Annotated in this window: 22 protein-coding genes; 10 read left to right on the top strand and 12 right to left on the bottom strand. The window is 63.9% G+C overall.

Features of this window, described 5'->3' with window-relative positions:
• Positions 1-7: 7 nt before the first annotated feature.
• Both Q7T45_RS13780 and Q7T45_RS13775 read right to left on the bottom strand, forming a co-directional pair.
• On the bottom strand, positions 8-316 hold the full coding sequence (locus Q7T45_RS13780; protein ID WP_304871492.1) for a hypothetical protein: 309 nt from the start codon (positions 314-316) through the stop codon (positions 8-10).
• A gap of 31 nt (positions 317-347) precedes the next feature.
• Positions 348-983: a TetR/AcrR family transcriptional regulator gene (locus Q7T45_RS13775; RefSeq protein ID WP_304871491.1), complete on the bottom strand. Its 636-nt coding sequence runs from the start codon at positions 981-983 to the stop codon at positions 348-350.
• A 55-nt stretch (positions 984-1,038) separates the two neighbouring features.
• Here Q7T45_RS13775 and Q7T45_RS13770 point away from each other — a divergent pair, with 55 nt between their 5' ends.
• Together Q7T45_RS13770 and Q7T45_RS13765 are read left to right on the top strand one after the other, a co-directional pair.
• On the top strand, positions 1,039-1,263 hold the full coding sequence (locus Q7T45_RS13770; RefSeq protein ID WP_304871490.1) for a hypothetical protein: 225 nt from the start codon (positions 1,039-1,041) through the stop codon (positions 1,261-1,263).
• 86 nt (positions 1,264-1,349) lie between these two features.
• Positions 1,350-1,772 carry a globin family protein gene (locus Q7T45_RS13765; RefSeq protein ID WP_304871489.1) on the top strand — a complete coding sequence of 141 codons (423 nt, stop codon included), beginning with the start codon at positions 1,350-1,352 and terminating at the stop codon, positions 1,770-1,772.
• 46 nt (positions 1,773-1,818) lie between these two features.
• Here Q7T45_RS13765 and Q7T45_RS13760 read toward each other — a convergent pair whose 3' ends face one another.
• Together Q7T45_RS13760 and Q7T45_RS13755 are read right to left on the bottom strand one after the other, a co-directional pair.
• Complete coding sequence (locus Q7T45_RS13760) at positions 1,819-3,099, bottom strand: RNA polymerase sigma factor (protein ID WP_304871487.1); 1,281 nt, start codon at positions 3,097-3,099, stop codon at positions 1,819-1,821.
• Positions 3,100-3,131: 32 nt separating this feature from the next.
• Positions 3,132-3,530 (bottom strand): YciI family protein, encoded by a 399-nt coding sequence (locus Q7T45_RS13755; protein ID WP_304871486.1) that lies wholly within the window; start codon positions 3,528-3,530, stop codon positions 3,132-3,134.
• 248 nt (positions 3,531-3,778) lie between these two features.
• Between Q7T45_RS13755 and Q7T45_RS13750 the strand changes: the two genes are divergently transcribed.
• Positions 3,779-4,567: an SDR family oxidoreductase gene (locus tag Q7T45_RS13750; protein ID WP_304871485.1), complete on the top strand. Its 789-nt coding sequence runs from the start codon at positions 3,779-3,781 to the stop codon at positions 4,565-4,567.
• A 29-nt stretch (positions 4,568-4,596) separates the two neighbouring features.
• On the opposite strand, the gene Q7T45_RS13745 is transcribed toward Q7T45_RS13750, so the two are convergent.
• Genes Q7T45_RS13745 through Q7T45_RS13725 form a run of 5 tightly spaced genes read right to left on the bottom strand, consistent with a single transcriptional unit; the run spans position 4,597 to position 8,996 of the window.
• Positions 4,597-5,280: an AprI/Inh family metalloprotease inhibitor gene (locus tag Q7T45_RS13745; RefSeq protein ID WP_304871514.1), complete on the bottom strand. Its 684-nt coding sequence runs from the start codon at positions 5,278-5,280 to the stop codon at positions 4,597-4,599.
• Positions 5,281-5,303: 23 nt separating this feature from the next.
• Entirely contained in the window at positions 5,304-6,290 is a 987-nt protein-coding gene (locus Q7T45_RS13740) for a 2-hydroxyacid dehydrogenase (protein ID WP_304871483.1), read from the bottom strand.
• Positions 6,290-7,126: an ABC transporter permease gene (locus Q7T45_RS13735; protein WP_304871482.1), complete on the bottom strand. Its 837-nt coding sequence runs from the start codon at positions 7,124-7,126 to the stop codon at positions 6,290-6,292. Before Q7T45_RS13735 ends, Q7T45_RS13740 begins: the two co-directional genes overlap by 1 nt.
• On the bottom strand, positions 7,126-7,938 hold the full coding sequence (locus tag Q7T45_RS13730) for an ABC transporter ATP-binding protein (RefSeq protein ID WP_304871481.1): 813 nt from the start codon (positions 7,936-7,938) through the stop codon (positions 7,126-7,128). Before Q7T45_RS13730 ends, Q7T45_RS13735 begins: the two co-directional genes overlap by 1 nt.
• A gap of 35 nt (positions 7,939-7,973) precedes the next feature.
• Positions 7,974-8,996, bottom strand: a complete 1,023-nt coding sequence (locus Q7T45_RS13725; RefSeq protein WP_304871480.1) for an ABC transporter substrate-binding protein — start codon at positions 8,994-8,996, stop codon at positions 7,974-7,976.
• A gap of 136 nt (positions 8,997-9,132) precedes the next feature.
• Between Q7T45_RS13725 and Q7T45_RS13720 the strand changes: the two genes are divergently transcribed.
• The 4 genes from Q7T45_RS13720 to Q7T45_RS13705 all read left to right on the top strand — a co-directional run bounded on the left by Q7T45_RS13720 (position 9,133) and on the right by Q7T45_RS13705 (position 13,498).
• Positions 9,133-9,963, top strand: coding sequence for a creatininase family protein (locus Q7T45_RS13720; RefSeq protein WP_304871479.1), 831 nt, complete (start codon positions 9,133-9,135; stop codon positions 9,961-9,963).
• Between the two features lie 128 nt (positions 9,964-10,091).
• Positions 10,092-10,349 (top strand): hypothetical protein, encoded by a 258-nt coding sequence (locus tag Q7T45_RS13715; protein WP_304871477.1) that lies wholly within the window; start codon positions 10,092-10,094, stop codon positions 10,347-10,349.
• Between the two features lie 357 nt (positions 10,350-10,706).
• Entirely contained in the window at positions 10,707-12,116 is a 1,410-nt protein-coding gene (locus Q7T45_RS13710) for a carbohydrate porin (protein WP_304871512.1), read from the top strand.
• A 200-nt stretch (positions 12,117-12,316) separates the two neighbouring features.
• Entirely contained in the window at positions 12,317-13,498 is a 1,182-nt protein-coding gene (locus Q7T45_RS13705; protein ID WP_304871476.1) for a helix-turn-helix transcriptional regulator, read from the top strand.
• Positions 13,499-13,523: 25 nt separating this feature from the next.
• Here the strand turns inward: Q7T45_RS13705 and Q7T45_RS13700 are convergent, their stop codons facing one another.
• Both Q7T45_RS13700 and Q7T45_RS13695 read right to left on the bottom strand, forming a co-directional pair.
• Positions 13,524-15,155 (bottom strand): FMN-binding glutamate synthase family protein, encoded by a 1,632-nt coding sequence (locus Q7T45_RS13700; protein ID WP_304871474.1) that lies wholly within the window; start codon positions 15,153-15,155, stop codon positions 13,524-13,526.
• A gap of 421 nt (positions 15,156-15,576) precedes the next feature.
• A complete protein-coding gene (locus tag Q7T45_RS13695; protein ID WP_304871473.1) occupies positions 15,577-16,350 on the bottom strand; it encodes a ferredoxin--NADP reductase in 774 nt (257 codons plus the stop codon).
• A 330-nt stretch (positions 16,351-16,680) separates the two neighbouring features.
• Here Q7T45_RS13695 and Q7T45_RS13690 point away from each other — a divergent pair, with 330 nt between their 5' ends.
• The 3 genes from Q7T45_RS13690 (at position 16,681) to Q7T45_RS13680 (ending at position 20,062) form a co-directional block, all read left to right on the top strand.
• Positions 16,681-17,676 (top strand): RimK family alpha-L-glutamate ligase, encoded by a 996-nt coding sequence (locus Q7T45_RS13690; RefSeq protein ID WP_304871472.1) that lies wholly within the window; start codon positions 16,681-16,683, stop codon positions 17,674-17,676.
• Positions 17,676-18,992, top strand: a complete 1,317-nt coding sequence (locus Q7T45_RS13685) for a folylpolyglutamate synthase/dihydrofolate synthase family protein (RefSeq protein WP_304871471.1) — start codon at positions 17,676-17,678, stop codon at positions 18,990-18,992. Before Q7T45_RS13690 ends, Q7T45_RS13685 begins: the two co-directional genes overlap by 1 nt.
• Positions 18,993-19,060: 68 nt before the next feature.
• Positions 19,061-20,062: an NADP-dependent oxidoreductase gene (locus Q7T45_RS13680; protein WP_304871470.1), complete on the top strand. Its 1,002-nt coding sequence runs from the start codon at positions 19,061-19,063 to the stop codon at positions 20,060-20,062.
• Between the two features lie 177 nt (positions 20,063-20,239).
• Here Q7T45_RS13680 and Q7T45_RS13675 read toward each other — a convergent pair whose 3' ends face one another.
• A complete protein-coding gene (locus Q7T45_RS13675) occupies positions 20,240-23,401 on the bottom strand; it encodes an efflux RND transporter permease subunit (protein WP_304871468.1) in 3,162 nt (1,053 codons plus the stop codon).
• Between the last annotated feature and the right edge of the window lie 2 nt (positions 23,402-23,403).

Raw genomic sequence — 23,403 nt, 5'->3', positions numbered from 1 at the left:
CGTTCCGTCAGGTTTGATCGCCGAATCTTTCAGTCACGGCCGCCGCGACGAATTTTCTGCGTCCTGCACTGCCCGGAACCGTGCCATGGGCGGCGCACCAGTCCGGGAACGTGGCCGGATCGATCGGGACACGCAGCACGACGTGGCCATAGGCCTTGAGCCCCTGCTCCATCTCCTCGGCAATCCTGAGCCACTCTTTCCAGCTCGGCGGCAGCTTGTCGCCATCGTCGAAAATTTTCAGCAGCGCCGGATAGTCTTCTTCCTTGATCCAGTACGCGCCAACGGCGGGCGGCGGCTTGTCCTCGAAACTGGTCATAGGCTTCTCCCGCGGTTACGGATTTCCGGCATCATGAGCGCACTAGGAACTTTTCCACTTCGATCCACAACGCCGGCTCGGGCAGAACGTGGCTGGTGGCGGCCGCGAAGAAACTTCCGATCAGCACCAGATAGATGATCCGCGCGCGCAACTGCGCCACCGCGGGATCGACGCCCGTCTCCTGCAGCAAACCTGCCACGAAATCCAGCCGTTGGCTGTCAACCGCCGCGACGGTTCTTTTCGCCTTGTCGTCGCTGTTGGCCCAGGAGCGTATCGCCGTTTCAAGCCGCGCCACCTTGGGGTCAGCGGTGGTGCGCGCGATCAGTTGCCGCAGCCGCGCACGGGCGTCGGCAGCGCGATCAACGCCGGCGATGACGTCAGCCGTGGCCGTGGAGGACCATTCTTCGAGCATCGCCGCGTGTAGCGCCGCCCGGTCCTTGAAGTGCCAGTAAAAGCTGCCTTTGGTGACGCCAAGACGCAGCGCCAGCGGTTCGACACGGACCGCCTCGATGCCGTCCTTCATCAGGAGCGCAAGTCCGGCCCGCACCCAGTCGGCGCGGCTGTTGCGTTCGTCGGCGGGGGCGCCGGTTCGGCTCGACGTCTTTGGCGATCGTGACGGCATGCACTTTCCATACGCTACCGTATTGACAAAGGCAAGCGGCGGCATTATTTCCCGCCATACCATACGCTACCGTATGGATGCTCTTGAAAAGGAAATAACCATGAAGACCCGTATTCCAGCCTATCTCGCCGCACTGACCAGCCTGGCAATTCTCACGGCCGGCGATGCCTCGGCCTTCAATCACATCGGACTCGGACGCATCAACGGGATGGTCCCGCATCGAATTGCGCCGCAGCCGTTTCACCCGATCAGGGTCTTCAAGCCGGCGGTGTCTCACACCATCAAGATCGGCAAGCCCGAATACGTCGCAGCGCCCCGGCGGTGATCGATCGCCGATGGCGAAGCCATCGCCGCCGTCCGCGATCCAACCCATCGCGACAACCAACCTGCCCCAACCATTTGGAGAAAATGATGACCCCGGAACAGAAGACGATTATCGAAGCTACATGGGCCATGGTGGTCCCGATCGCGGATACCGCCGCCACATTGTTCTACACGCGACTGTTCGAAACCGATGCCTCGACCGCGGCGATGTTTGGCGGCACTAATATGGCCGAACAACGCCGCAAGCTGATGCAGGCGCTGGCGGCCGTGGTCGGCAGCCTCGACAATCTGGCGCCGATGATCCCGGTACTGGAAAATCTCGGCAAGAAACATTTGGCCTACGGCGTGACTGGAAAGCACTACGATTCAGTCGGTGCGGCATTGCTGTGGACACTGGAACAGGGTCTTGGCGAGCACTGGACACCGGCCGCGAAGGAGGCCTGGACGATCGCCTATGGCACTGTCGCCGGCGTGATGCGCCAGGCCGCCGATGCGGCGATGGCAGCCTAACGCGAACGGCACGGTTCGCGGGCCATGGATGCCCGCGCACCGTTCGTCATGACCTCGCGGCGGCCCCCGCCTCCGCAGCGCGACGCCGGAGAAACTCCTGCTCGCGCCGGTTGCCCGCCAATCCCGCCGCCGCCTCGAATGCGGCGCGGGCTTCCTGGAAACGGCCGAGCTTGTGCAGGAGGTCGCCGCGAACACTGCCCAGCAAATGATAGTTTTTCAGCGCGGGCTCGTGCGCCAGAGCATCCACCAGCACCAGCCCCGCTGCAGGGCCCTCGGCCATGCCGACGGCCACCGCGCGGTTGAGTTCGACGATCGGCGAACGCGCCACCGAAGCCAGCTCCGCATACAATGCCGCGATGCGCGGCCAGTCGGTCGCATCCGCCGTATCAGCCTGCGCATGGCAGGCGATGATCGCGGCCTGCAGCGCGTAAAAGCCGCCGGCGCCGCCGAGTTCGCGCGCCCGGATAAGCGCCTGCAAGCCACGCCGGATCTGGAGCTGGTCCCACAACGCCCGGTTCTGCTCCAGCAGAAGAATCGGCTCGCCGGCGGCATCGGTGCGCGCCGCCATCCGCGAGGCGTTCAGCTCCATCAGCGCCAGCATGCCGTGCGCTTCCGGCTCCTGCGGCGCGATCGAGGTGAGCACGCGGGCCATGCGCAGCGCCTCGTTGCAGAGCTGCGGGCGCAGCCAGTCGTCGCCGCGCGCGGCGGTATAGCCCTCGTTGAAAATGAGATAGACGACCTCGAAGACTGAGGCGAGCCGCTCCGAGAGTTCTTCGCCGCACGGGGTCTCATACGCCAGCCCGGATTCCGACAGCGTGCGCTTGGCGCGCACGATGCGCTGGGCGATGGTCGTCTCCGGCGTGAGGAAGGCGCGCGCGATCTCCGGGGTGGTCAGGCCGCAGATCATCCGCAGCGCCAGCGCCGCGCGGGCCTCGCGCGACAGACGCGGATGGCAGGCGGTGAAGATCAGCCGCAGCAATTCGTCGCCGATGTCGTCGTCGAGCGCGGCGTCGAAATCGGGCATCGCCTGCTGCTCCTGCGCGAGATCGAGCGCAACCATGCCGTGCTTGCGCGCCAGCATCCGGCCGCGGCGCAGATGATCCAGCGCCCGGCGCTTGGCGGTTGCCATCAGCCAGGCGCCGGGCTTTTCCGGCACGCCTGTCGCGGGCCAATGCTCCAGCGCCGCCAGCAGGGCTTCCTGCGTCAGGTCCTCCGCCAGCGGCACGTCGCGCAGCATCCGCGCCAGACTGGTGATCAGCCGCGGCTGCTCGTTCCGCCAGACCGCGAGAATGGTCCGATGAGCGCGATCGTTGCCGGCGGCCGTCATTGGCCGCCGGCGGGATTGACCGGGTACAAGCATCAGGCGTGAGCGAGCGCGTCGACCTGGCCCGCCTGACACCCGGTGTCTTCCGGCCCGGCCATCGCACGGACCTCGCAGGTCCCTTCCCAGCCCGGCATGTGCTGCCGGTGCAGCTGCATGAACTCGACCGCCGAAGCCAGCGCCTCCTCCTTGTTGCGGAATTCCATGATGGCGTAGCCGCCGATCACTTCCTTGGCCTCGACAAAGGGACCGTCGATCACGCTGAGTTCGCCGTCCTTGATGCGCACCTGCGCGCCGGTCGCGAGCGGCATCAGCCCGCCCATGTCGATCATCCGGCCGGCCTTGATCTCGCGGTCGGCGAGCTTGCCCATCGCCTCCATCAGTTCCGGCGTCGGCATATCGGTGTGGGCGGAGGTGACGATAGACATAAAGCGCATGGCGAAATCTCCTCTGAGGCGAGCCGCGGACCCCAAGCCCGGCAAAACTGTCTCGCTATTGGGATAAGACGAACCAGCCGGCAGCGGATCGACATGGTCCTGGCAAAAAAAGAAGCAGCCCCTGCCCGGGCGGCAAAACCGAAACAATTGAATGGTACGCTGGTCGATGCGGCGTCAAAAGCAAGGGCGCAGCGAATTTGAGGCTTTTTGGCCGGCTCGTCCGGCCGGATCAATTCGGAGCCGCCATCATGACAGACAACGCCCGTCCCCTTGCGCTCGTCACCGGCGCCTCCAGCGGCATCGGCGCCAACCTCGCGCGTGAATTGGCCCGGGACGGCCACGATCTCGTTCTAGCCGCCCGGCGTGTCGAGCCGATGCGGATCCTGGCCGAGGAACTCAAGGCCGCCGGCGCGAGATGTACCATCGTTGCCGCCGATCTCAGCAAGAGCGGCGCCGCCGCCGCGCTGGTCCGGGAGCTCGAAACGCAGGGGCTCAGCGTCGACGTCCTGATCAACAATGCCGGTCTCGGCATCAACGGACGGTTCGACACCTCGGATCCGCTCCGGGTCGCCGAGATCCTGCAGGTCAATGTCGTGGCCCTGACCGAACTGACCCGCTTGCTGCTTCCGTCCATGGTGAAGCGGCGCAAGGGCAAGGTCATGCTGGTGGCTTCCACGGCGGCATTTCAGCCCGGCCCGCAAATGGCGGTGTATTGCGCGAGCAAAACCTACGTCCTCAGTTTCGGCGAGGCGATTGCCTATGAACTCAGGGGCGTCAGCGTCACGACGCTGTGCCCGGGCGCCACCGATACCGAATTCGCCGACGTCGCGGAAGCCGGAAGTTCGGCGCTGTTCAAGGGCCTACTGCCGGTGATGGACGCGAAGGAAGTCGCGCGGATCGGCTATCAAGGCCTCAAGGCCGGCCGCGGCGTGGTCATCACCGGGCTGCTCAACAAGGTGATGGCGACCTCCAGCCGGCTGTCTCCAACGCCAGTGTCGATCCGCATCGCCAACTGGATGATGTCGGCGGGCAAGTGACGACGAGCGACTGACGGACGGCCCGGAAATTACTGCCGCAGCATGATCAGGGGATCGGCGCTGTCGGGCACCCGCCGCCACTGCGCGTTGTCGTCGGCCTCGAACTGCCAGATGTCGCCCTTGGCCGACATCAGGATCATCTGGCCGCGATCGAGCCGCCACTGGGTCGGCGCGAACGCCGCGATGGCAGGATCGCATTTCGGCTTGAGAAACACCTGGAAATTGTCCGGTGTCGCCTCGGTATTGGTCAGCGTCAGGCCGCAGATCACCACACCCTTGCCGCGCACCATCGACCAGTCGCCGATCATCTGATCCATCGATTTGGCCAGCGAGCGCGCGGCGGCGAGGTTCTGCAGGATGTAGATGCCCTCGCCCTGTCTCAGGCCCTCGAAAATCCCGCTCTCGACTTCGGTGAAGTCGATCACCGGCTGGCCCGCGGCATCCTGCAGCCGCACGATATCCAGTCCCTTGATGGTCCAGGCGGCGATGTCCCGGGTGAAGGGCAGCGATGCCCCGCAACCCGGCTCCAGCTCGAGCTTGAGGCCCTGCGGCGAGGCATCACCCTTCAGCGTCACCACGCAGGTCTTGCCGCGCTCGGTGGTCGACAGCTCCCACTGGCCGATCATGTCCTTCTTCAGGGTCGAGGCATCCTGCGATCGCGCCGGCGCAGCACCGACGACCAATGCCAACAGCGCCGGCAGCGCCGGCAGCATGATGCCAGAGCAGCGTCCCATCGTCAGCGGCCTTTCACCGGCGTTTCCGCGACCGGCGTCAGCGGCGGCTTGCCGGCAAACCAGGCTTTCAGATTATCGACCACCAGTTGATCCATCGCATTGCGCGTTACCACCGAAGCCGAGCCGATATGTGGCAACAGCACGACATTTTGCATGGCGCGCAATTCCTCCGGCACCGCCGGCTCCTTGGCGAACACGTCGAGCCCGGCAGCCAGAATGGTGCCCGACTTCAGCGCCGCGATCAAAGCCTGCTCATCGACCACCGAGCCGCGCGCCACGTTGATGACGACGCCGCGCGGCCCCAGCGCCTTCAACACCTCGGCGTTGATCATATTGGCGGTCGCGGCGCCCCCGGGGACGATCACGATGAGCGTATCGACCGCCTTCGCCATTTCGATCAGGTCAGGATAGTGCTTGTACGACACGTCGGCGGCGGGCTTGCGCGAATGATACATCACGGGCACGCGCGAGGCGTCGAGCCGGCGGCCGATCGCCTGGCCGATCCGGCCCATGCCGACGATGCCGACCTTGCGGTCGCGCAGCGAACCAACGCTGAGGGGATAGTTCTGCGTGGTCCACAGCCCGGAGCGCAGATAGCGGTCGGCCTTGACGAATTCGCGCAAGGTCGCGATCAGAAGCCCCATCGCGACGTCGGCGACCTCTTCGGTCAGCACGTCAGGCGTGTTGGTGACGACGATATTGTGTTCACGCGCATAGGTGGAATCGACGTGGTCGTAACCGACGCCGAAACTCGACACGATCTCGAGCTTGGGAAACAGCGCCAGCGCAGACTTGTCGGCGTGCACGGTATGATAGGTCACGGCGATGCCGCGGATTTTCTCCGCCACGGCCGCCAGTCGCTCGAGGTCGTGCTTGGTTTCGGCCGCATGCAGGACGAACTGGTCGGAAAAACCGTTCTGGAGGATGGGCCTGCCCGGCCCATAGATCAGCAAATCGATCTTCTCCGAAGAAATACTACCGGTAGCCATCAGTTGTCCTTTCCAAGCGCACTCTCGTGCCAGCGCCGCAGCACCAGATGCGAGGTTAGCGCCAGCAGCGCATAGATGACAATCCCCGCGGCGGAGAGCAACAGCAGAGCCGCGAACATCCGGGGAATGTTGAGACGGTAGCCGGATTCGGCGATTCGGTAGGCGAGGCCGGACCCCGCGCCGGCGGAACCGGCCGCGATCTCGGCGACCACGGCGCCGATCAGCGACAGGCCGCCCGCGATCCGCAATCCGCCGAGAATGTACGGCAGCGCGGCCGGCAATTTGAGGTAACGCAGCGTCTGCATCCGGGAAGCGCCGTACAGCTGAAACAGCCCGGCCAGATTGCGATCCACCGAATTCAGCCCGAGCGTGGTGTTGGACAGCACCGGGAAGAACGCGACGATCCAGGCGCAGGCCACCACCGCGGTCTGCTGCGGCAGATAGATCAAGAGCAGCGGCGCGATCGCGATGACCGGCGTGACCTGCAGGATCACGGCATAGGGAAACAGCGAATATTCCAGCCATTTCGACTGGTTGAACAACAACGCCAGCACGATGCCGCCGACGGCTGCGGCCAGAAAACCTTCCAGCGTGGTCAATAGCGTGGTCAGCAGCGACCCCGACAGCACCGGCCAGTCGGTACCCAAGGTCTGGAACACGACCGACGGCGCCGGCAGCACATAGGGCGGAATATCGTTGAGCCGCACCACGAACTCCCAGGCCGCAATGCCGGCCGCCAGCACGATGACGGGAAGCAGGATGCGCAGCAGAAATAGCGGGCGACTGCCCACATTGGCCTGCTCCGCGGCGACCGGTGGTGACGGCAGGGCGCTCATCAGACCGACTGCCCCTGGTACGACGGCGCCAGCGCGCTGGAAACCTTGCGGCAATAGCCGGCATAATCGGCGGAGGTGCGAAACTCCTCGGCCCGCGGCTCCGGCGCGTCGATGTGAAACTCGGCGCCGATCCGGCCGGGGCGCGCGCTCATCACGATCACCCGCTGCGACAGATACACCGACTCGAATACCGAATGCGTGACGAAGATGACGGTCTTGCGCAGGCTGCGCCACAGCGCCAGCAGATCGTTGTTGAGCCTGAAGCGGGTGATCTCGTCGAGCGCCGCGAACGGTTCATCCATCAGGAGGATGTCGGGATCGGTCACCAGCGCGCGCGCCAGCGACACCCGCATCTTCATGCCGCCGGACAATTCGCGAGGGAAAGCGCCGGCGAAATCGGCAAGCCCCACTTGCGTCAGCGCCGCGCTGACGCGCACCGCCGCTTCCTCAGGCGGCGCGTGCGACAATTTCAGCGGCAGCCGCACATTCTCCCGCACGCTGGCCCACGGCATCAGCGTCGGTTCCTGAAACACGAAGCCGATCGAATGCCTTGCGCCATCGGCGCCTGCGGATCGCGCCACGCCGACGCTGCCCGAGGTCGGCGCGCTGAGGCCGGCGATCAGCCGCAAGGCCGTCGACTTGCCGCAGCCGGAGGGCCCGAGCAACGACACGAACTCGCCCTTGGCTACGTCGAGGTCGAGCGGCCCGAGCGCCGCCACGCCGTTGTCATAGATCTTGGTGACGCCGCGCAGGCTTACCGCGAGGCCCGCGCGAGGCGCGCCAGGGTCGGACAGGGCTGCGGACTCGGCCATGGCGCGCTGATTCACTGATTAGTTCATTGATTGGTTCATTGATTCTTGGGCCGCAGATCGAGGCCGACGCCCTTGTTGATGAAGCGGAGCGTATAGGCCTTGCGGAAGTCGATGTCGCGCTTCACCACGCCGGCCCGCGCCATCTTGTCGAAGAAGCTGCCGACGCGCGCATCGCTCATCGCGCCAATGCCGTCCTTTACCGCGTCGCCGGAATCGACGATGCCGTATTCCTTCATCTTGGCAATGGAATAGGCGATCAACTCGTCGGTCATTTCCGGGTTGAGCTTCTTGATCATGGCATTGCCGGGCGCGTTGTCGCCGTACAGATAGGTGTACCAGCCGACGATGGAGGCATCGACGAAGCGCTGCACCAGATCCGGCTTCTTGTCGACGAGGTCGCGGCGCGTCTCGATCAGGGTCGAGTAGGCGCTGTAGCCGTGATCCGCCAGCAGGATGACGCCGGGCTTGAAGTTGGCGGCCTTTTCGACCGCGTAGGGTTCGGAGGTGACGTAGCCCTGCATCGCGCTCAGCCTGTTGGCAATGAACGGCTGCGAGTTGAAGGTGTAGGGCCTTACCTTGCTTTCGCTGAAGCCATATTCGGACTTCAGCCATTGAAAATAGCTGGAGATCCCCTCCTTGGAGACGAACAGCGTCAGCGGCTTGAGGTCTTCGAGTTTTGCCACCTTCGAATCGGCATGGGTGAGGAAGACCTGGGGGTCCTTCTGGAAGATGGCGGCGACCGCGACGACCGGTACATTGTTGGCGACCGCATCGAACGACATCAGCGTGTTCGCGGCCATGAAGAAGTCGAGCTTGCCTGAGATCAGCAGCATGCGGTTGTTGTCGTTGGGGCCGCCGGGCACGATGGTGACGTCGAGCCCGTATCGTTTGTAGGTGCCGTCGGCCGCGGCCTGGAAGAATCCGCCGTGCTCGGCCTCCGCCACCCAGTTGGTGCCAAACGAGACCTTGTCCAGCGTCTCGGCCATTGCCGGCGCGACCGCCGCGGTCAGGGCCAGCAGGATTGCGGTTAACGCTCGCGGCAAAAAGGCCGGGCTCATGGTTGGACTCCGTCGATCGTTCTGGCCCATGATGGGAGGCAATGGACTTCCCCGGGGGACATGACACCCCCGGGAATGACTACCAAACTCCCCAGCAAACTACCCTGCAAATCGACCTGAAGAAACGTCTCCCTCGATGACTTCTCCGCTTCCGCCACGCGACTGGACCGACATCGACTGGCCCTTGATTTCCAGCGTCGATGCGGCGCGGTGGATCGCGGTGTTGCCGCTGGCGGCGACCGAGCAGCATGGTCCGCATCTGCCCGTTGGGACCGACGTCATGATCGGCGAGGCCTATCTGGCCCGGGTGCGTGAATTGCTACCATCAGGCATTCCCGCGACCTTCCTGCCGGTGCAGCCGGTCGGGATTTCAACCGAACATATCCACTATCCCGGCACGTTGACGCTGCCGACCGGGGTGGCGCTGAAGGCCTGGATGGGGCTCGGCGAGAGCGTCGCGCGCGCCGGGATCAGGAAACTGGTGATGGTCACGAGCCATGGCGGCAATAGTGCTGCGATGAGCCTTGTCGCGCAGGATCTGCGCGCGCATCACGGACTTCTCGCGGTGACGACGAGCTGGTCGCGCTTCGGCACGCCCGAGGGATTGTTCCCGGCGGAGGAGCTGCGCCACGGCATCCATGGCGGCGCGGTCGAGACCTCGATCATGCTGGCGCGCTATCCGCAGCATGTGCGCAAAGACGCGGTTGCCGATTTCCGGCCCCGTAGCATCGCGATGGAAAAGCAATACCGCTGGCTTTCGGCGCACCGGCCGGTGCCGTTCGCGTGGCAGGCCCAGGACCTGCATCCCAGTGGTGCTGCCGGCGATGCCACCCTGGCCACCGCGGAGAAGGGCGAACGCCTGCTCGATCACGGTGCGCATGCCTTTTGCGAATTGCTCGCCGATGTCGACAAGTTCGACCCGGCGACGCTGTCGATTGCCAGGCAGAGCAATTTCCCGTCTAATTAACTGTAATTACTACAGAATAATCATTACCCGGATTTAATGAGGGGTAACTCGAACCGGATTCGAGGACCCTCCGTCCAACTGGGCATGCGGACCACAACGGTACCGCGCTCAACCGGATGGAGTTTCCCATGTCGATCAAGACCAAAATTGCTGCCCTTGCTCTCGCCACCCTCGCCGTCACCGGCGGCATCGCGTCTTCCACCACGGAGGCCCAGGCCGGCCCGAAATGGGTTGGACCGGCCATCTTCGGCGCCGCCGTCATCGGCACCGCGATCGCTGCTTCGAGCCCCGGCTATTACTACGACGACTATCGCCGCTGCGGCTTCGTTCGCCAGTTCGACGCCTACGGCAACTACATCGGCCGCATCCGCACCTGCAATTACTGATCGACTGAATCAGAGCGCGCATTCGCAACCGCTCTGACCGTGGATACTGCGTCCGGCACGGGCGCCTCATCCACCCCGTGTCGCACCCGACCCGCCCGGTTGTCCCCCCGGGCGGGTCAACTTTTTTGAAAGGCCGGTTCGCTCCGATTCGATGTCGACCCGGCTATTGTTGTTGCACGCCTGTCACGGCGGAATGTCATTCGATGGTCTCATTCCCAAACTTTCTTGCGAATAATTCGCAGCTCGTGTTGGGTCGATCTGCCGGCCTCCCTTCGATCTCATCGCGCTCGCCAGGCGCGCGTGAGATAACGAGAGGAGTCGCCGGGGATTGCGAATGGAATTTGTGCTGTGAAACCGATGGCGCGCAGGGGCTGGGGACTTTTCGCTGCGGGCGCGGCCTTGCTGGCGGCAAGTCATTCCCTCGCGCAGCAGGACACCGAGGCTCCCTTGGCCGATCTCGACGCCCAGAAAGGCGTTGCGCCCCGGCTGTCGATTGCCAGCAGCCTGCCATACAACGGCGATCCTTTCGGCACCCGGGCCTGGCTGGCCCGACATGGCGTCACCTTCGGATTCGTGTACACGACCGAGGGCCTCGCCAACCTCCGGGGCGGCATCAACCGTGCCGCCGTCTTCGGCGGCAAGTTCGAGGCACTGTTCGGAATAGATTTCGGCAAGCTTGCCGGTTGGGACGGCCTGACGCTGTTTAGCAACATCTTTTACCTTCAGGGCGATGGCGGACCGGGACGCAACCTGGTCGGCAATCTCAACACCATCAGCAATATCGAAGCACTGCGGACCATTCGGCTTTCCGAATTGTGGCTGCAACAGACCTTTCTCGGCGGCATGGCCAGCATTCGCGCCGGCCAGCTCGTGGTCGATACCGAATTCCTGTTCAGCCAGTATTTTAGCTTCTTCCTCTCCAGCGACTGGCCTACCAATCCGGCGGTCAACATTCCAAGCGGCGGCGCTGCCTATCCGCTGTCGACGCCCGGCCTTCGGCTCAAGGTCGATCTGACGCCGCAAACGACGTTCCTGCTCTCGGTGTTGAACGGCGATCCGGCCGGCCCCGGCCTGAACGATCCCGAACTGCGCAACCGCTACGGCCTCAACTTTCGCGTCAACGATCCGCCCTTCGTAATAAGCGAGTTTCAATACCGCTACAACCAGGATGCCAACTCGACTGGCCTTGCCGGCGGCATCCGCCTTGGCGGATGGCATCACTTCGGCACATTCGACGATCTGCGTTTCGACACTGCCGGCCATTCGCTGGCAAGCCCGCTCAGCACCGGCATCGCGCGCCGGCTGCGCGGCAATGACGGGATCTATGCCGTCATCGACCAGCAATTGTACCGGCCGCCCGGCGGCGATGTGAATTCCGGCGTGGCGATGTTCAGCCGCGCTGTATACAGTCCGTCCGATCGAAGCCTGAACGACTTCTATCTCGACGCCGGCATCATCTTTGCCGGCATGCTGCCGTCGCGCCCGGCAGACGTCTTTGGCGCCTCATTTCTCTACTCGCACATGTCCGACCGGGCACGCGGGCTCGATCGCGATACACGCTTGTTCACCGGCCTGCCGGCGCCGTTGCGCGATTATGAGCTCTCTTTCGAATTCACCTATGGCGCCGCGATCGTTCCGGGCTGGACCATCTATCCCACCGCCCATCTCATTTTCCATCCCGGCGGGAACGTGCCCGACCCGAGATCGCCGACCGAACCGATCAGGAATGCGGTGGTGATCGGCGTGCGATCGGTGGTGCAGTATTAACTGGCGAAAACGCGGATCGCAGCCCGAGCCACGTATCGCGTTCGGAAATCCGCCATCCTCCGATCGGCGGATGCGTCTTTCGTCCGATCGACGTATATGAACGATGCGGCTCCATCGGATGGACCTGCTCGAACACCGCGCTCGCAGGGCGTCGCTCGCGAACCAGCGCCTGGCTGCGGCGCTTCCGGGGAAATTTTGGAATGAACAAGGTGTCTCGTCTGCGACCGGTCTCTGGACCGGCTGCCTCGACAACCAGCCGCGATGATCGTCAACAGCTGAGCGATCTGATCAGCCTGGTCTACGATGCCGCCATCGATCAATCGCTTTGTGAAAATGCCATCGAAAGGGTGACCTGGTTCGTGGACGGCGTCGGAGCGGGTCTGTTCTGCAAGGACGTCGATGCGCAGCATGTCATGGTAACCCGCAGCTTCGGCGTTGCCTGGCCATTGCCGGTCGAATTGTTTCGCCAGATATACCCTGCCGCGGTGGGGCACTTCATCGCGGACATCGAAGAGCCGGTCGCGACCGCCGATCTGCTGCCTTACGATGAACTCGCCGCGACCGGATTTTATCAGCAATGGGCGCGGCCGCGGGGAATCATCGACTTCGTCAGCGCCGTCCTCGACAAATCGGCGGCGAGCGTGGTCATGTTCGGGGTCTTCCGCCACGAGCGCAACGGCTTCGTCGATGACGAAGCGCGCCATCACATGCGCCTGATCGCTCCCCACCTCCGCCGCGCGGTCATGATCGCCAGGATGTTCGATCTGAAGATCGCGGAGGCCGGGACATTCGCCGATACGCTCGACGGGCTGGATGCCGGGCTGTGCCTGGTCGATGCGAACGGACGAATCATTCACGCCAACCTCGCCGGGCAAGCCATGCTCGATGCCGGCGACATCCTGTGCGATGTCGCCGGCCGCCTGGTGGCCTGCGATGCGCAGGCGCACCAGACCTTGCGCGAGGTATTCGCCGCCGCCGATCAGGGCGACGCGGCCCTCGGCACCAGGGGGATCGCCGTGCCGCTGATCGGCAGGGACGGCGAGCGTTACGTCGCCCATGCCTTGCCGCTGACCTCGGGCGCACGGCGCCGCGCGGGCATCATCTACACGGCCGTGGAGGCGCTGTTCGTTCGCAGGGCCGCGCTGGCGATGCCGCCGCGTTCCGAAGTCATCGGCAAGGCCTTCAAATTGACCCCGACCGAGCTGCGCGTGCTGCTGGCCATCGTCGAGGTGGGCGGCGTTCCCGAAGTGGCCACCGCGCTCGGCGTCGCCGACACGACGGTCAGGACGCATGTCAACCGCCTGTTCGAAAAGACCGGGGTGAAGCGACAAGCCGATCTGGTCAAGCTGGTCGCGGGATATGCGACGCCGCTGGCCCGTTGAGGGCGATGCGCTGCGGCGTAATCCCCTACCCCGCTGCGGCGAACGACTCCGCCCGCGCCATCGCCCAGGCCTCGCGAAAGCGCGGATCGCTGGTGCCATCGATCAGCTCGCCGGGGCGAAGCGATGGATAGAGCCGCGCGAATGTCAGCACCTCGGTGGTAGAGGTCCGCTGCGAGAAGTGGATCGGCCGGATCTGCTGCGGATGCTCGAGGCCCGCGGCGGCAAGCAGCTCCGCCAGCGCATGCAGGGTGGCGTGATGATAATTATACACCCGGTCGATCTTGTGCGGCACCACCAGCGCGCGGTTGCGCGAGGGATCCTGCGTCGTCACCCCGGTCGGGCAGCGGTCGGTATGGCAGCTCAGCGACTGGATGCAGCCCAGCGCGAACATGAAGCCGCGCGCCGAATTGCACCAGTCGGCGCCGATCGCCATCGCGCGCGCCATGTCGAACGCGGTCGCGATCTTGCCGGCGGCGCCGATCCGGATGCGGTCGCGCGCGTTGATGCCGATTAGCGCGTTGTGGACGAAATTGACGCCCTCGCGCATCGGCATGCCCAGATGGTCCATGAACTCCAGCGGTGCTGCGCCGGTGCCGCCCTCGTTGCCGTCGATCACGATGAAATCCGGATAGATCCCGGTCTGCAGCATCGCCTTGCAGATCGCCAGGAACTCCCAGGGATGGCCGATGCACAGTTTGAATCCGGCGGGCTTGCCGCCGGACAGCCGCCGCATCTCGCCGATGAAGGCCATCATTTCCAGCGGCGTCGAGAATGCCTTGTGATACGCTGGCGAGATGCAGTCTTCGCCCATCGCGACGCCCCGGATCGTCGAAATTTCCTGGGAGACCTTGGCCGCCGGCAGCACGCCGCCATGCCCCGGCTTGGCGCCCTGGCTGACCTTGAGCTCGACCATCTTGATCTGGTCGTCGGCGGCGACTTTCGCAAACAATTCCGGATTGAAGGTGCCGTCGCGGTTGCGGCAGCCGAAATAGCCGGAGCCGATTTCCCAGATGATGTCGCCGCCGTTCTCGCGGTGATAGGGACTGACGCCGCCCTCGCCGGTGTCATGCGCGAACCCGCCCTTTTTGGCGCCGGCATTCAGCGCGCGCACCGCGTTGGGGCTGAGCGCGCCAAAGCTCATCGCCGAGATGTTGAACACCGAGGCCGAATACGGCCTGGTGCAATCCGGACCGCCGATGGTGATGCGGAATTTTTCGCTGGCATGGGTCTTGGGCGCCATCGAATGGTGCATCCATTCGTAGCCTTCCTTGTAGACGTCCTCCTGCGTTCCGAACGGCCGCTTGTCGAGCTGCATCTTGGCGCGCTGATAGATCACGGCGCGGGTGTCGCGGGAAAACGGCATGCCGTCCTTCTCGCTCTCGAAGAAGTACTGGCGCATCTCCGGCCGGATCTCCTCGAGCAGGAAGCGCAGATGCCCCGAGATCGGATAGTTGCGCAGAACCGCGTGGTTCTCCTGCAGGAGGTCACGAATACCGAGCAATGTGAGGCCGCCGAAGATCAGAATCGGAATCGCGACCAGTTCCCACACCTTGAGTTTGGCATCGACTATCCCGATAGTGACGAGCAATGCCGTGACGACGGCGCAAATCGTCAGCACGATGTAGCGCGGCGAGAACGGAAGCATCAGCGTTTCCATGGGACCCCTCCGGCGCATGCGCCAAATTATTATTGTCGGCCTTGAGCCTTATCGAACTTCAGAACAATGCTGTACACGATAGCAGGCGTTACAGGTTACGGATATGACGGTGGACCGTTTCACGGCAGGCTACCGAAATAGCGGGCGGAGAATCAATGCGTCAGGCCGCGCAGGCGGCGGCGCTTGAAATGTTGTTGCAGTGCAATGTGACAGGAGCGTCCTGGAGAGAAGCCAACGGGTCACGCGAACGCGCCCGATAGCTCGCCAATGACGGGCTGTACCCGTAGCCACCGATGGTAGTTTGTTGCGCCAGGCCATCGCCAAAGCTGTCGCAAGATTGACAGCGGTGGCTGTGGGTCCCGGCTCTGCGATGCAGCGCCGAAGAGTGGCGCTGCACCGCGTCCGGGACAACGAGAGCTAACTAGCGCTCGACGAACGCCTTCTCGATGACGAAATGGCCGGGCTCGCTGTGGCTGCCTTCGAGAAAGCCGCGGGTCTCGAACATCACCTTCAGCTCTTCCAGCATGCCGGGGCTGCCGCACATCATGATGCGGTCGGTCGCGATGTCGAGCGGCGGCTGGTGGATGTCGTTGAACAGTTGCTCCGAGGTGATGAGGTCGGTGATGCGGCCACGGTTGCGGAACGGCTCCCGGGTCACCGTCGGATAATACGAGAGTTTTTCCGTCAGCAGCGGCCCGAACAATTCGTCATCGCGCAATCTCGCGACCAGCTCCTCGCCATAGGCGAGCTCGGAGACCTGCCGGCAGCCGTGCACCAGCACGATGCTCTCGAACCGCTCGTAGACGTCGGGGTCCTTGATCAGGCTCGCGAACGGCGCCAGCCCCGTTCCGGTCGACAGCAGCAGCAGGCGCTTGCCCGGAATCAGATTGTCTGAAATCAGCGTGCCGGTCGCCTTGCGCCCGACCAGGATGGTATCGCCTTCCCTGATCTTCTGCAGCTTCGAGGTCAGCGGGCCGTCGGCGACCTTGATCGAGAAGAATTCCAGCGCTTCCTCGTGATTGGCGCTCGCCATCGAGTAGGCGCGCAGCAACGGGCGGCCATCGACCTCCAGCCCGATCATGGCGAACTGGCCGTTCTGGAATCGAAAGCCGGAATTGCGGGTGGCGGTGAAGCTGAAAAGCGTATCGGTCCAGTGCCGGACAGAAAGAACTTTCTCTCGATGGAATGCGCTCATGTGATTTCGTTTTTCCTGACGGCTTGCTTTGGAACGAACGAGTTGTTTGGCCCCGAAAGAGGCTAAAAACCCCTGCAATGATGGGTGATCTGGCGTTTCACCTACGCCAATACGAGAGATAGTCAACCAGCCTTCAAGCGCAATTGCGCGCTCACAATGACAGTCGATCCATCTGCAAAACAGGTTCAGGAAATTGGCATCGTGCAAACGACGCAGGCGCAATTAACTTGCTGAAATAGGTGTCGATCCGGCAGTAAATTGCCCCGCGCGGCCGGAAACATCGTTAAAGATAAAAACACCAAAATGGAATGCCAGCTCGCCGGATACTGCATGCGAAACCTAAGGGAATTCCGATCGGGCAAGCCGAGCCATTACCCGGACCAATCGGTCTATGCGGCCTACGCCTGCGCCGAATTCGGCCTTGATTTTACGGACATCGACGCCGGGACGGGGCTGGTCTTCAGCGTCGGTTCGGCGAACCGAAGCCTCCATTTCGGCGCCGGACGATGTTCATGGTATCCGCAGAACAGCGCCACCGCCTCGACGCTGGCGTCCGACAAGTATTTCGCGGGCCGGATTCTGGCGCAGGCCGGCGTCGCCGCACTCGGCGGCGAATACTTCTTTCTGCACGACCGGCACCGCGCCCATCGCCCGGCTGGGCATGAGCGCGAGGATGCGCTGGCGAATTTTGCGAAACTCGGCGGCTCGGCCTTCGTCAAACCGCTGACGGGATCGCGCGGCGACTTCGCGCAGGCCCTGCATGACGGGAACGCGCTGATAAAATATCTCGGTGAGGTCGCGCAATATTACGACGCGATCCTGATGCAGCCGATCGTTGCAGGCAACGAGTATCGGGTTTTCCTGCTCGACGACGAGGTTCTCTTTACCGCGCGCAAGCAACCGCCCTCGATTGTCGGCGATGGCGCCAGCCGCATTCGCGACCTCCTGAGCGCGCATAATGACGGCCTGCAATCGCGCGGCCTGTCGCCGGTTTGCATCGAAACCGACGCCGCGTTCGACGCCGTGCTGCCCGCGGACGAACGCTGGGAGATTCCCGGGCGGATGAACCTGAGCGCCGGGGGAACGATGTTGCTCGAAGCGCCACCTTCCGAGGCCGCGTTGACGCTGGCGAGGCAGGCAGCGCGGGCGCTCGGGCTGCGCGTCGCCGCCATCGACCTGTTTACCGGTATCGGTGGCAAGCCTGGGGCGATGCAGGTGATCGAGGTCAATTCCAACCCGTCGATCCGTCTACTCGAGCAATCCGGTCGCGGCGACCTGATCCTGAGAATCTGGCATCACACCTTTTCCGCGATGGGACTGCTGTAGTGTTTGACCTTCCGAAATTCGGCAACGGCATTTGCCTGGGCCGGATGGCCGAGCTGCTGGACGAGCTCGCCATCGATCGCGCACGGCTGACGCGCATCTCAGTGGTCGTCACCGGCTCGAACGGCAAGGGCTCCACCGCGGCATTTTGCGCCAGCATCGGCGGCGCCTATGGCCTGCGCACGGGATTGTTCACCTCGCCGCATCTCTACCGTTTCAACGAACGGATTCAGGTCGATGGCGTCGAGATCGGCGATGCCGATCTGACGCGATTGGCGTCGCGGACCGAAGCCGCGATCGCCAGGATCGCGGCGCGGCGCGACGAACAATTCGGCGGCTTCGAAGCCCTGTTCGCGCTGGCCTGCCTGCATTTTCAGGAGACCGCATGCGATTTCGCGGTGTTCGAGGCCGGCATCGGGGGACGCTACGATGTGACGCGCCTGGTCGGCGCGCTCACAACCTGCGTCACCTCGGTCGATTACGAGCATGTCGCACTGCTCGGCCATTCGCTCGAGTTGATAGCCTCCGACAAGAGCGACGCCTGCGCTGCCGGCGGCACCATCGTCTATGGCGAGAATTGCCGGACCTTGCGGTCGCATCTGATCGAATATAACCGCCATCGCGAGGTGACCTCGCACTTTGTCCGCGACGACATCGCAATCGGCGGCGAAACCGCTACCGCATCACGGCAGCAATTCGATTTCCGGTTCGGGGCCTACGATTTTCGGGCGCTGGAAATGAACCTGCTCGGCGCATTCCAGTTCAACAATGCCGCGATCGCGGTTGCCGTATTCCTGCTGTGGCTGCGGCGAGTGCGGCCCGGGGCCGATACCGCGGGGTGTGAGGCCGCCGTGCGATCTGGCCTGCGCGAGACGCGCTGGCCCGGCCGGCTTGAAACCATCAAGCCTGACCCACTCACCGTCGTCGATGTCGGCCATACCCCCGACGGCGTCAGACAGTCGCTGGCCGGTCTCAAGGCAATCCATGGCGCGGAGGACTGGATCCTCGTGATCGGCATTTCCAGCGACAAGAAGGCCGACGAGATCGTCGGCGCGCTGGCTCCATCCTTCGGCACCATCATCTGCACCCGTGCGCACCACAAGGGCGCCGACGCAGCCGTCATCGCGAGCGCAGTGCGCAAGGTCAATCCGCAAGCCGATGTTCGCATGGCGGCGACGGTCGCTGAAGCCGTGGCAATGAGCCAGCAGCTCGCTGCCGAGCGGAAGCGAAAGATATACGTGGCCGGCGGACTGTTTTTGGCGATCGAATATGCCACCGTTGCGCGAGGCGGCCGCGCGGAGGATTTGAAGTTCTTCTGACGGTGAATTTGCTCTGGCGTCGAACCCAACGCATAATGTGGGAAACCGCATGTCAGGGAGAGTGCGCCATGAGCGAGACAGTCAATCGCCAGATCCTTCTGGTTGAAAAGCCCACCGGAAAGCTCGGGCCCGAGCATTTCAAACTGACACAGGCCGCCATCCCCGAACCAAAGGACGGCGAGGTGCTGCTCAAGGTGCGCTACATCTCGCTCGATGCCGCCAACCGGGCGTGGATGCACGGCGCGACCTACCGCGCGGCGGTCGAGGCCAATACCGTGATGGCCGGCGGCGGCATCGCCGAAGTGGTGTCGTCGAAGGCGCCGGGATTCGCCGCCGGCGATATCGTGTTCGGCGATACCGGCTGGCAGGATTTTACGGCGGTGCCGGCAAAACATTTGAGCAAGATGCCGAAGCTGGAGCCGATGACGCATCTGCTTAGCGTCTATGGCATCGCTGGCCTCACCGCCTATTTCGGGCTGCTCGACGTCGGCAAGCCGAAGGCCGGCGAGACCGTGGTGGTTTCCGCTGCGGCCGGCTCGGTCGGCTCGATCGTCGGCCAGATCGCGAAAATCAAGGGATGCCACGTCGTCGGCATCGCCGGCGGCAAGGACAAGTGCGACTGGCTGGTCAAGGAACTCGGCTTCGACGCCGCGGTCGACTACAAGGACGGCGCGGTGTTCAAGGCGTTGCGCGCCGCGGCACCGAAGGGCATCGACGTCTATTTCGACAATGTCGGCGGCGACATACTGGAAGCCTGCCTCGCGCTGATGAACAATCGCGGCCGCATCGCCTGCTGCGGCGCGATCTCGCAATATGACGGCGTTCCCTCGGCCACCGGGCCGCGCGGCGTGCCCGGCCTGATCGTGGTGAAACGCCTCATCATGCAGGGCTTCATCGTGATGGATTATATGGACCAGCGCGATCAGGCGCTGAAGGACCTGCAATCCTGGGTCGCTTCCGGCAAGCTGAAAGTCCAGGAGGACGTCATCAACGGCCTGGAGAACACGCCGAAGGCGCTGATCGGACTGTTGGCCGGCGAAAACCGCGGCAAGCGGATGGTGAAGGTGTAGGGCGCGCTCCATCAACCCGTCGTCCCGGCCTCCGAGCCGGGACCCATACTCCGCGGAGGTGATCGTGGAAAAAGGTACCTGACGCGGTGCCCTAACGCGACGGCACGGCGTATGGGTCCCGGATCGGCGCTCGCTTTGCTCGCTTGTCCGGGACGACGGCGGAGATTGTTCGACGCCCTAATGCGTAACGCTTGGTGACACCACCGGCGCCGGCGCTTCGCTCTTCCGGCCCGCCAGCCAGTTCTCGAAGCGTTGCACCACGACGAAGAACGTCGGCACGAACAGCACGGCGAGGCAGGTCGAGGCGATCATGCCGGAAAATACCGTGATGCCGATCGACTTGCGGGCACTGGCGCCGGCGCCGGTCGCCAGCACCAGCGGCACGACGCCGAGGATGAAGGCGAACGACGTCATCAGGATCGGACGGAATCGTGCCCGCGCCGCCTCGATCGCGGATTCCATCAACGGTTTGCGGTCGCGCACATGCAGCTCCAGCGCCACCTCGACGATCAGGATGGCGTTCTTGGCCGACAGCGCGATCAACAGGATGATGCCGATCTGGGTGTAGAGGTTGTTCTCGATCCGCAATCCCGTCAGCACCGCCATCGGACCGAGCAATGAGAGCGGCACCGCCAGGATCACCGAAATCGGCGCGTACCAGCTTTCATACTGTCCGGCCAGCACCAGATACACCAGCAGCAAGGCCAGACCGAACGCCCAGTAGATCTGGCCGCCGACCACCTTCTCCTGGTACGACATCGCGGTCCACTCGAAACCGGCGCCGGGCGGCAGGGTCTTGGCGGCGATCTCCTCCATCAGCGCCATCGACTGCCCGGAGCTATAGCCGGTGGCCGGCAGGCCGATCACCGTCGCGGACGGATAGAGGTTGTACAGACTGATCAGCGACGGGCCGACCGCCGGCGTGATCCTGGCCACGGTGCCGAGCGGGATCATCTCGCCCTGCGAGTTGCGCACCATCAGTTTTTCGATGTCGCGCGGGTTGAGGCGAAACTGCGCATCCGCCTGCGCGTAGACCTGGAAGGTGCGGCCGAACTTGTTGAACTGGTTGACGAAGCTCGACCCCATGTAGGACGACAGCGTCGAGAATATCTGGTCGGTAGTGACATGCAGGGTCTGGGTCTTGACCCGGTCGACCTCGACATCGAGCTGCGGCACCATCGAACGGAACGAGGAACTGACACGCTGCAGCGCGCTTTGCGACTGGCCATTCGCAACGATGGCGCCGGCGACCGCCTGCAGCTTGCCGAAATCGGCATTGCCGTCGCGCAGCTGGACCTGCATGGCGAAGCCGGCAGCGTTGCCGATGCCCTGGATCGGTGGCGGCGGCACCACCAGGATCCGGGCTTCAGGGATCGCCGACATCTTCTCGTTCAATCCGACGAACAGCGACCGCAGGTCCTGTCCCGGACCGCGCGCGCTCCACTCCTTCAGGATCAGATAGGCGACGCCGGCATTGGCGAGGCTCGACGAATTGTCGAGCGCCGAGATCCCGGCGATGGTGATCACCTGGTCTACGCCGGGCGTCGTGCTGGCGAGATCGCTGACCTGCTTCATCACATTCTGGGTGCGGTCGAGTGCTGCGCCATCGGGCAGCTGCACCGCGACCAGCAGATAGCCCTGATCCTCGATCGGAATGAAGCCGGTCGGCACCCGCGACAGGCCCCAGCCGGCGATGCCGATCAGGATCAGCGCAGCCATCACCGACACGCCGCTATGCGCGACCAGTCGGCCGATCAGTCGGGCATAACCGCGCTCGACGCGGTCGTAGACCGCATTGAAGCCGCGATAGAACCAGTTGCGTTGCTCCGGCGGCACCGGCCGGCGCAGCCACAGCGCGCATTGCGTCGGCTTCAGCGTGGCGGCGTTGACGGCGCTGAGCAGCGCGGTGGCGGCGATCACCAACGCAAACTGCGAGTACATCTTGCCGGTCAGGCCCGGCAGAAAAGCCGCCGGCAGGAACACCGAGATCAATACCAGCGTGATGCCGACGATCGGCGCGAACAGCGCATCCATCGCCGCGATCGCGGCGTCATGGCCGGACATGCCCTTCTCGATATTGTGGGCGGCGCCTTCGACCACGACGATGGCGTCGTCGACCACGATGCCGATCGCGAGCACGATCGCAAACAGGGTCGAGATGTTGATGGTGAAGCCGAGCGCCGCCATCGCCGCGAAGGCGCCGATGATGGTCACCGGCACGGTCGTGGCCGGCACCAGCATCGCGCGCCAGTCCTGCAGGAAGATCAGGATCACGACCAGCACCAGCAGCCCGGCCTCGATCAGCGTTTTGTAAACTTCCTTGATCGATTCCGAGACGAACTTGGTGGTGTCGAACGGCGTGTCGTATTTGATGTCCTGCGGAAATGCCTTGGCCAGCACCGCCATCTTCGCCTCGACCGCCTTCTCGACCTCGAGCGCGTTGGCGCCGGGCGACTGGAACACGCCGATGCCGACCGAAGGCTTGTTGTTGAGCGAGAACACCTGGCTGTAGGTCTGCGCCCCCAGTTCGACCCAGCCGACATCGCGCACGCGGGTGACGTCGCCGCTGGTGCCGGTCTTGACGATCACGTTCTCGAATTCGCTGACGTCATCCAGACGGCCGCTGACATTCAGCGTGTACTGGAATGCCTGACCTGATGGCACCGGCGGCGCGCCGACCTGGCCGGCGGTGACCTGCTGGCTCTGCTGCTGGATCGCCTGGATGACGTCCTGCGGCATCAACCCGCGCACCTGCAGCTTGTTGGGGTCGAGCCAGACCCGCATCGAATACTGGCCGGCGCCGAACACCGTGACGTTGCCGACCCCTGGCAGCCGCGACAGCTCGTCTCGAATGTTGATGGTGGCATAGTTGGAGAGGAACAGGCTGTCGTAGGTGGCATTCGGCGAGGTCAGCGTCACGAACAGCAGGATCGCCGTCGACCGCTTCGCTACCGTGACGCCCTGGTTCTGCACCGCCTGCGGCAGTTGCGACAGCGCGCTCGATACCCGGTTCTGCACCAGCACCTGCGCGAAATTGAGATCGGTGCCGATCTTGAACGTCACCGTCAGCGAATAGGTGCCGTCGGCGCCGCTATAGGACTGCATGTAGAGCATGTCCTCGACGCCGTTGACCTGCTGCTCGATCGGCAGCGCCACGGTATCGATCACGGTTTTGGCGCTGGCGCCGGGATAGCGCGTCGTCACCTGCACCGTCGGCGGCACCACGTCGGGATACTGCGCCACCGCAAGGCGAAACAGGCAGACGCCGCCGATCAAAATCATCAGGATCGCGATGACGTTGGAAAGAACCGGCCGCTCGATGAAGAATTTCGAAATCATGG

Origin of the sequence: Bradyrhizobium sp. (genome assembly GCF_030646015.1) — a bacterium.
Taxonomy (GTDB): domain Bacteria; phylum Pseudomonadota; class Alphaproteobacteria; order Rhizobiales; family Xanthobacteraceae; genus Bradyrhizobium.
Note: the sequence above shows the minus strand (reverse complement) of the source record. Positions and strands in the feature narration are given on the sequence as shown.

Bases quoted from the DNA above. Each gene is read 5' to 3' on its own strand.
- Q7T45_RS13765 (WP_304871489.1), top strand. From the start codon at position 1,350: ATGACCCCGGAACAGAAGACGATTATCGAAGCTACATGGGCCATGGTG.
- Q7T45_RS13735 (WP_304871482.1), bottom strand. From the start codon at position 7,126: ATGAGCGCCCTGCCGTCACCACCGGTCGCCGCGGAGCAGGCCAATGTG.
- Q7T45_RS13680 (WP_304871470.1), top strand. From the start codon at position 19,061: ATGAGCGAGACAGTCAATCGCCAGATCCTTCTGGTTGAAAAGCCCACC.
- Q7T45_RS13750 (WP_304871485.1), top strand. From the start codon at position 3,779: ATGACAGACAACGCCCGTCCCCTTGCGCTCGTCACCGGCGCCTCCAGC.
- Q7T45_RS13780 (WP_304871492.1), bottom strand. From the start codon at position 316: ATGACCAGTTTCGAGGACAAGCCGCCGCCCGCCGTTGGCGCGTACTGG.
- Q7T45_RS13740 (WP_304871483.1), bottom strand. From the start codon at position 6,290: ATGGCTACCGGTAGTATTTCTTCGGAGAAGATCGATTTGCTGATCTAT.
- Q7T45_RS13755 (WP_304871486.1), bottom strand. From the start codon at position 3,530: ATGCGCTTTATGTCTATCGTCACCTCCGCCCACACCGATATGCCGACG.
- Q7T45_RS13720 (WP_304871479.1), top strand. From the start codon at position 9,133: ATGACTTCTCCGCTTCCGCCACGCGACTGGACCGACATCGACTGGCCC.
- Q7T45_RS13690 (WP_304871472.1), top strand. From the start codon at position 16,681: ATGCGAAACCTAAGGGAATTCCGATCGGGCAAGCCGAGCCATTACCCG.
- Q7T45_RS13745 (WP_304871514.1), bottom strand. From the start codon at position 5,280: ATGCTGCCGGCGCTGCCGGCGCTGTTGGCATTGGTCGTCGGTGCTGCG.
- Q7T45_RS13715 (WP_304871477.1), top strand. From the start codon at position 10,092: ATGTCGATCAAGACCAAAATTGCTGCCCTTGCTCTCGCCACCCTCGCC.
- Q7T45_RS13730 (WP_304871481.1), bottom strand. From the start codon at position 7,938: ATGGCCGAGTCCGCAGCCCTGTCCGACCCTGGCGCGCCTCGCGCGGGC.
- Q7T45_RS13775 (WP_304871491.1), bottom strand. From the start codon at position 983: ATGCCGCCGCTTGCCTTTGTCAATACGGTAGCGTATGGAAAGTGCATG.
- Q7T45_RS13770 (WP_304871490.1), top strand. From the start codon at position 1,039: ATGAAGACCCGTATTCCAGCCTATCTCGCCGCACTGACCAGCCTGGCA.
- Q7T45_RS13760 (WP_304871487.1), bottom strand. From the start codon at position 3,099: ATGACGGCCGCCGGCAACGATCGCGCTCATCGGACCATTCTCGCGGTC.
- Q7T45_RS13725 (WP_304871480.1), bottom strand. From the start codon at position 8,996: ATGAGCCCGGCCTTTTTGCCGCGAGCGTTAACCGCAATCCTGCTGGCC.
- Q7T45_RS13700 (WP_304871474.1), bottom strand. From the start codon at position 15,155: ATGGAAACGCTGATGCTTCCGTTCTCGCCGCGCTACATCGTGCTGACG.
- Q7T45_RS13705 (WP_304871476.1), top strand. From the start codon at position 12,317: ATGAACAAGGTGTCTCGTCTGCGACCGGTCTCTGGACCGGCTGCCTCG.
- Q7T45_RS13675 (WP_304871468.1), bottom strand. From the start codon at position 23,401: ATGATTTCGAAATTCTTCATCGAGCGGCCGGTTCTTTCCAACGTCATC.
- Q7T45_RS13710 (WP_304871512.1), top strand. From the start codon at position 10,707: ATGGCGCGCAGGGGCTGGGGACTTTTCGCTGCGGGCGCGGCCTTGCTG.
- Q7T45_RS13695 (WP_304871473.1), bottom strand. From the start codon at position 16,350: ATGAGCGCATTCCATCGAGAGAAAGTTCTTTCTGTCCGGCACTGGACC.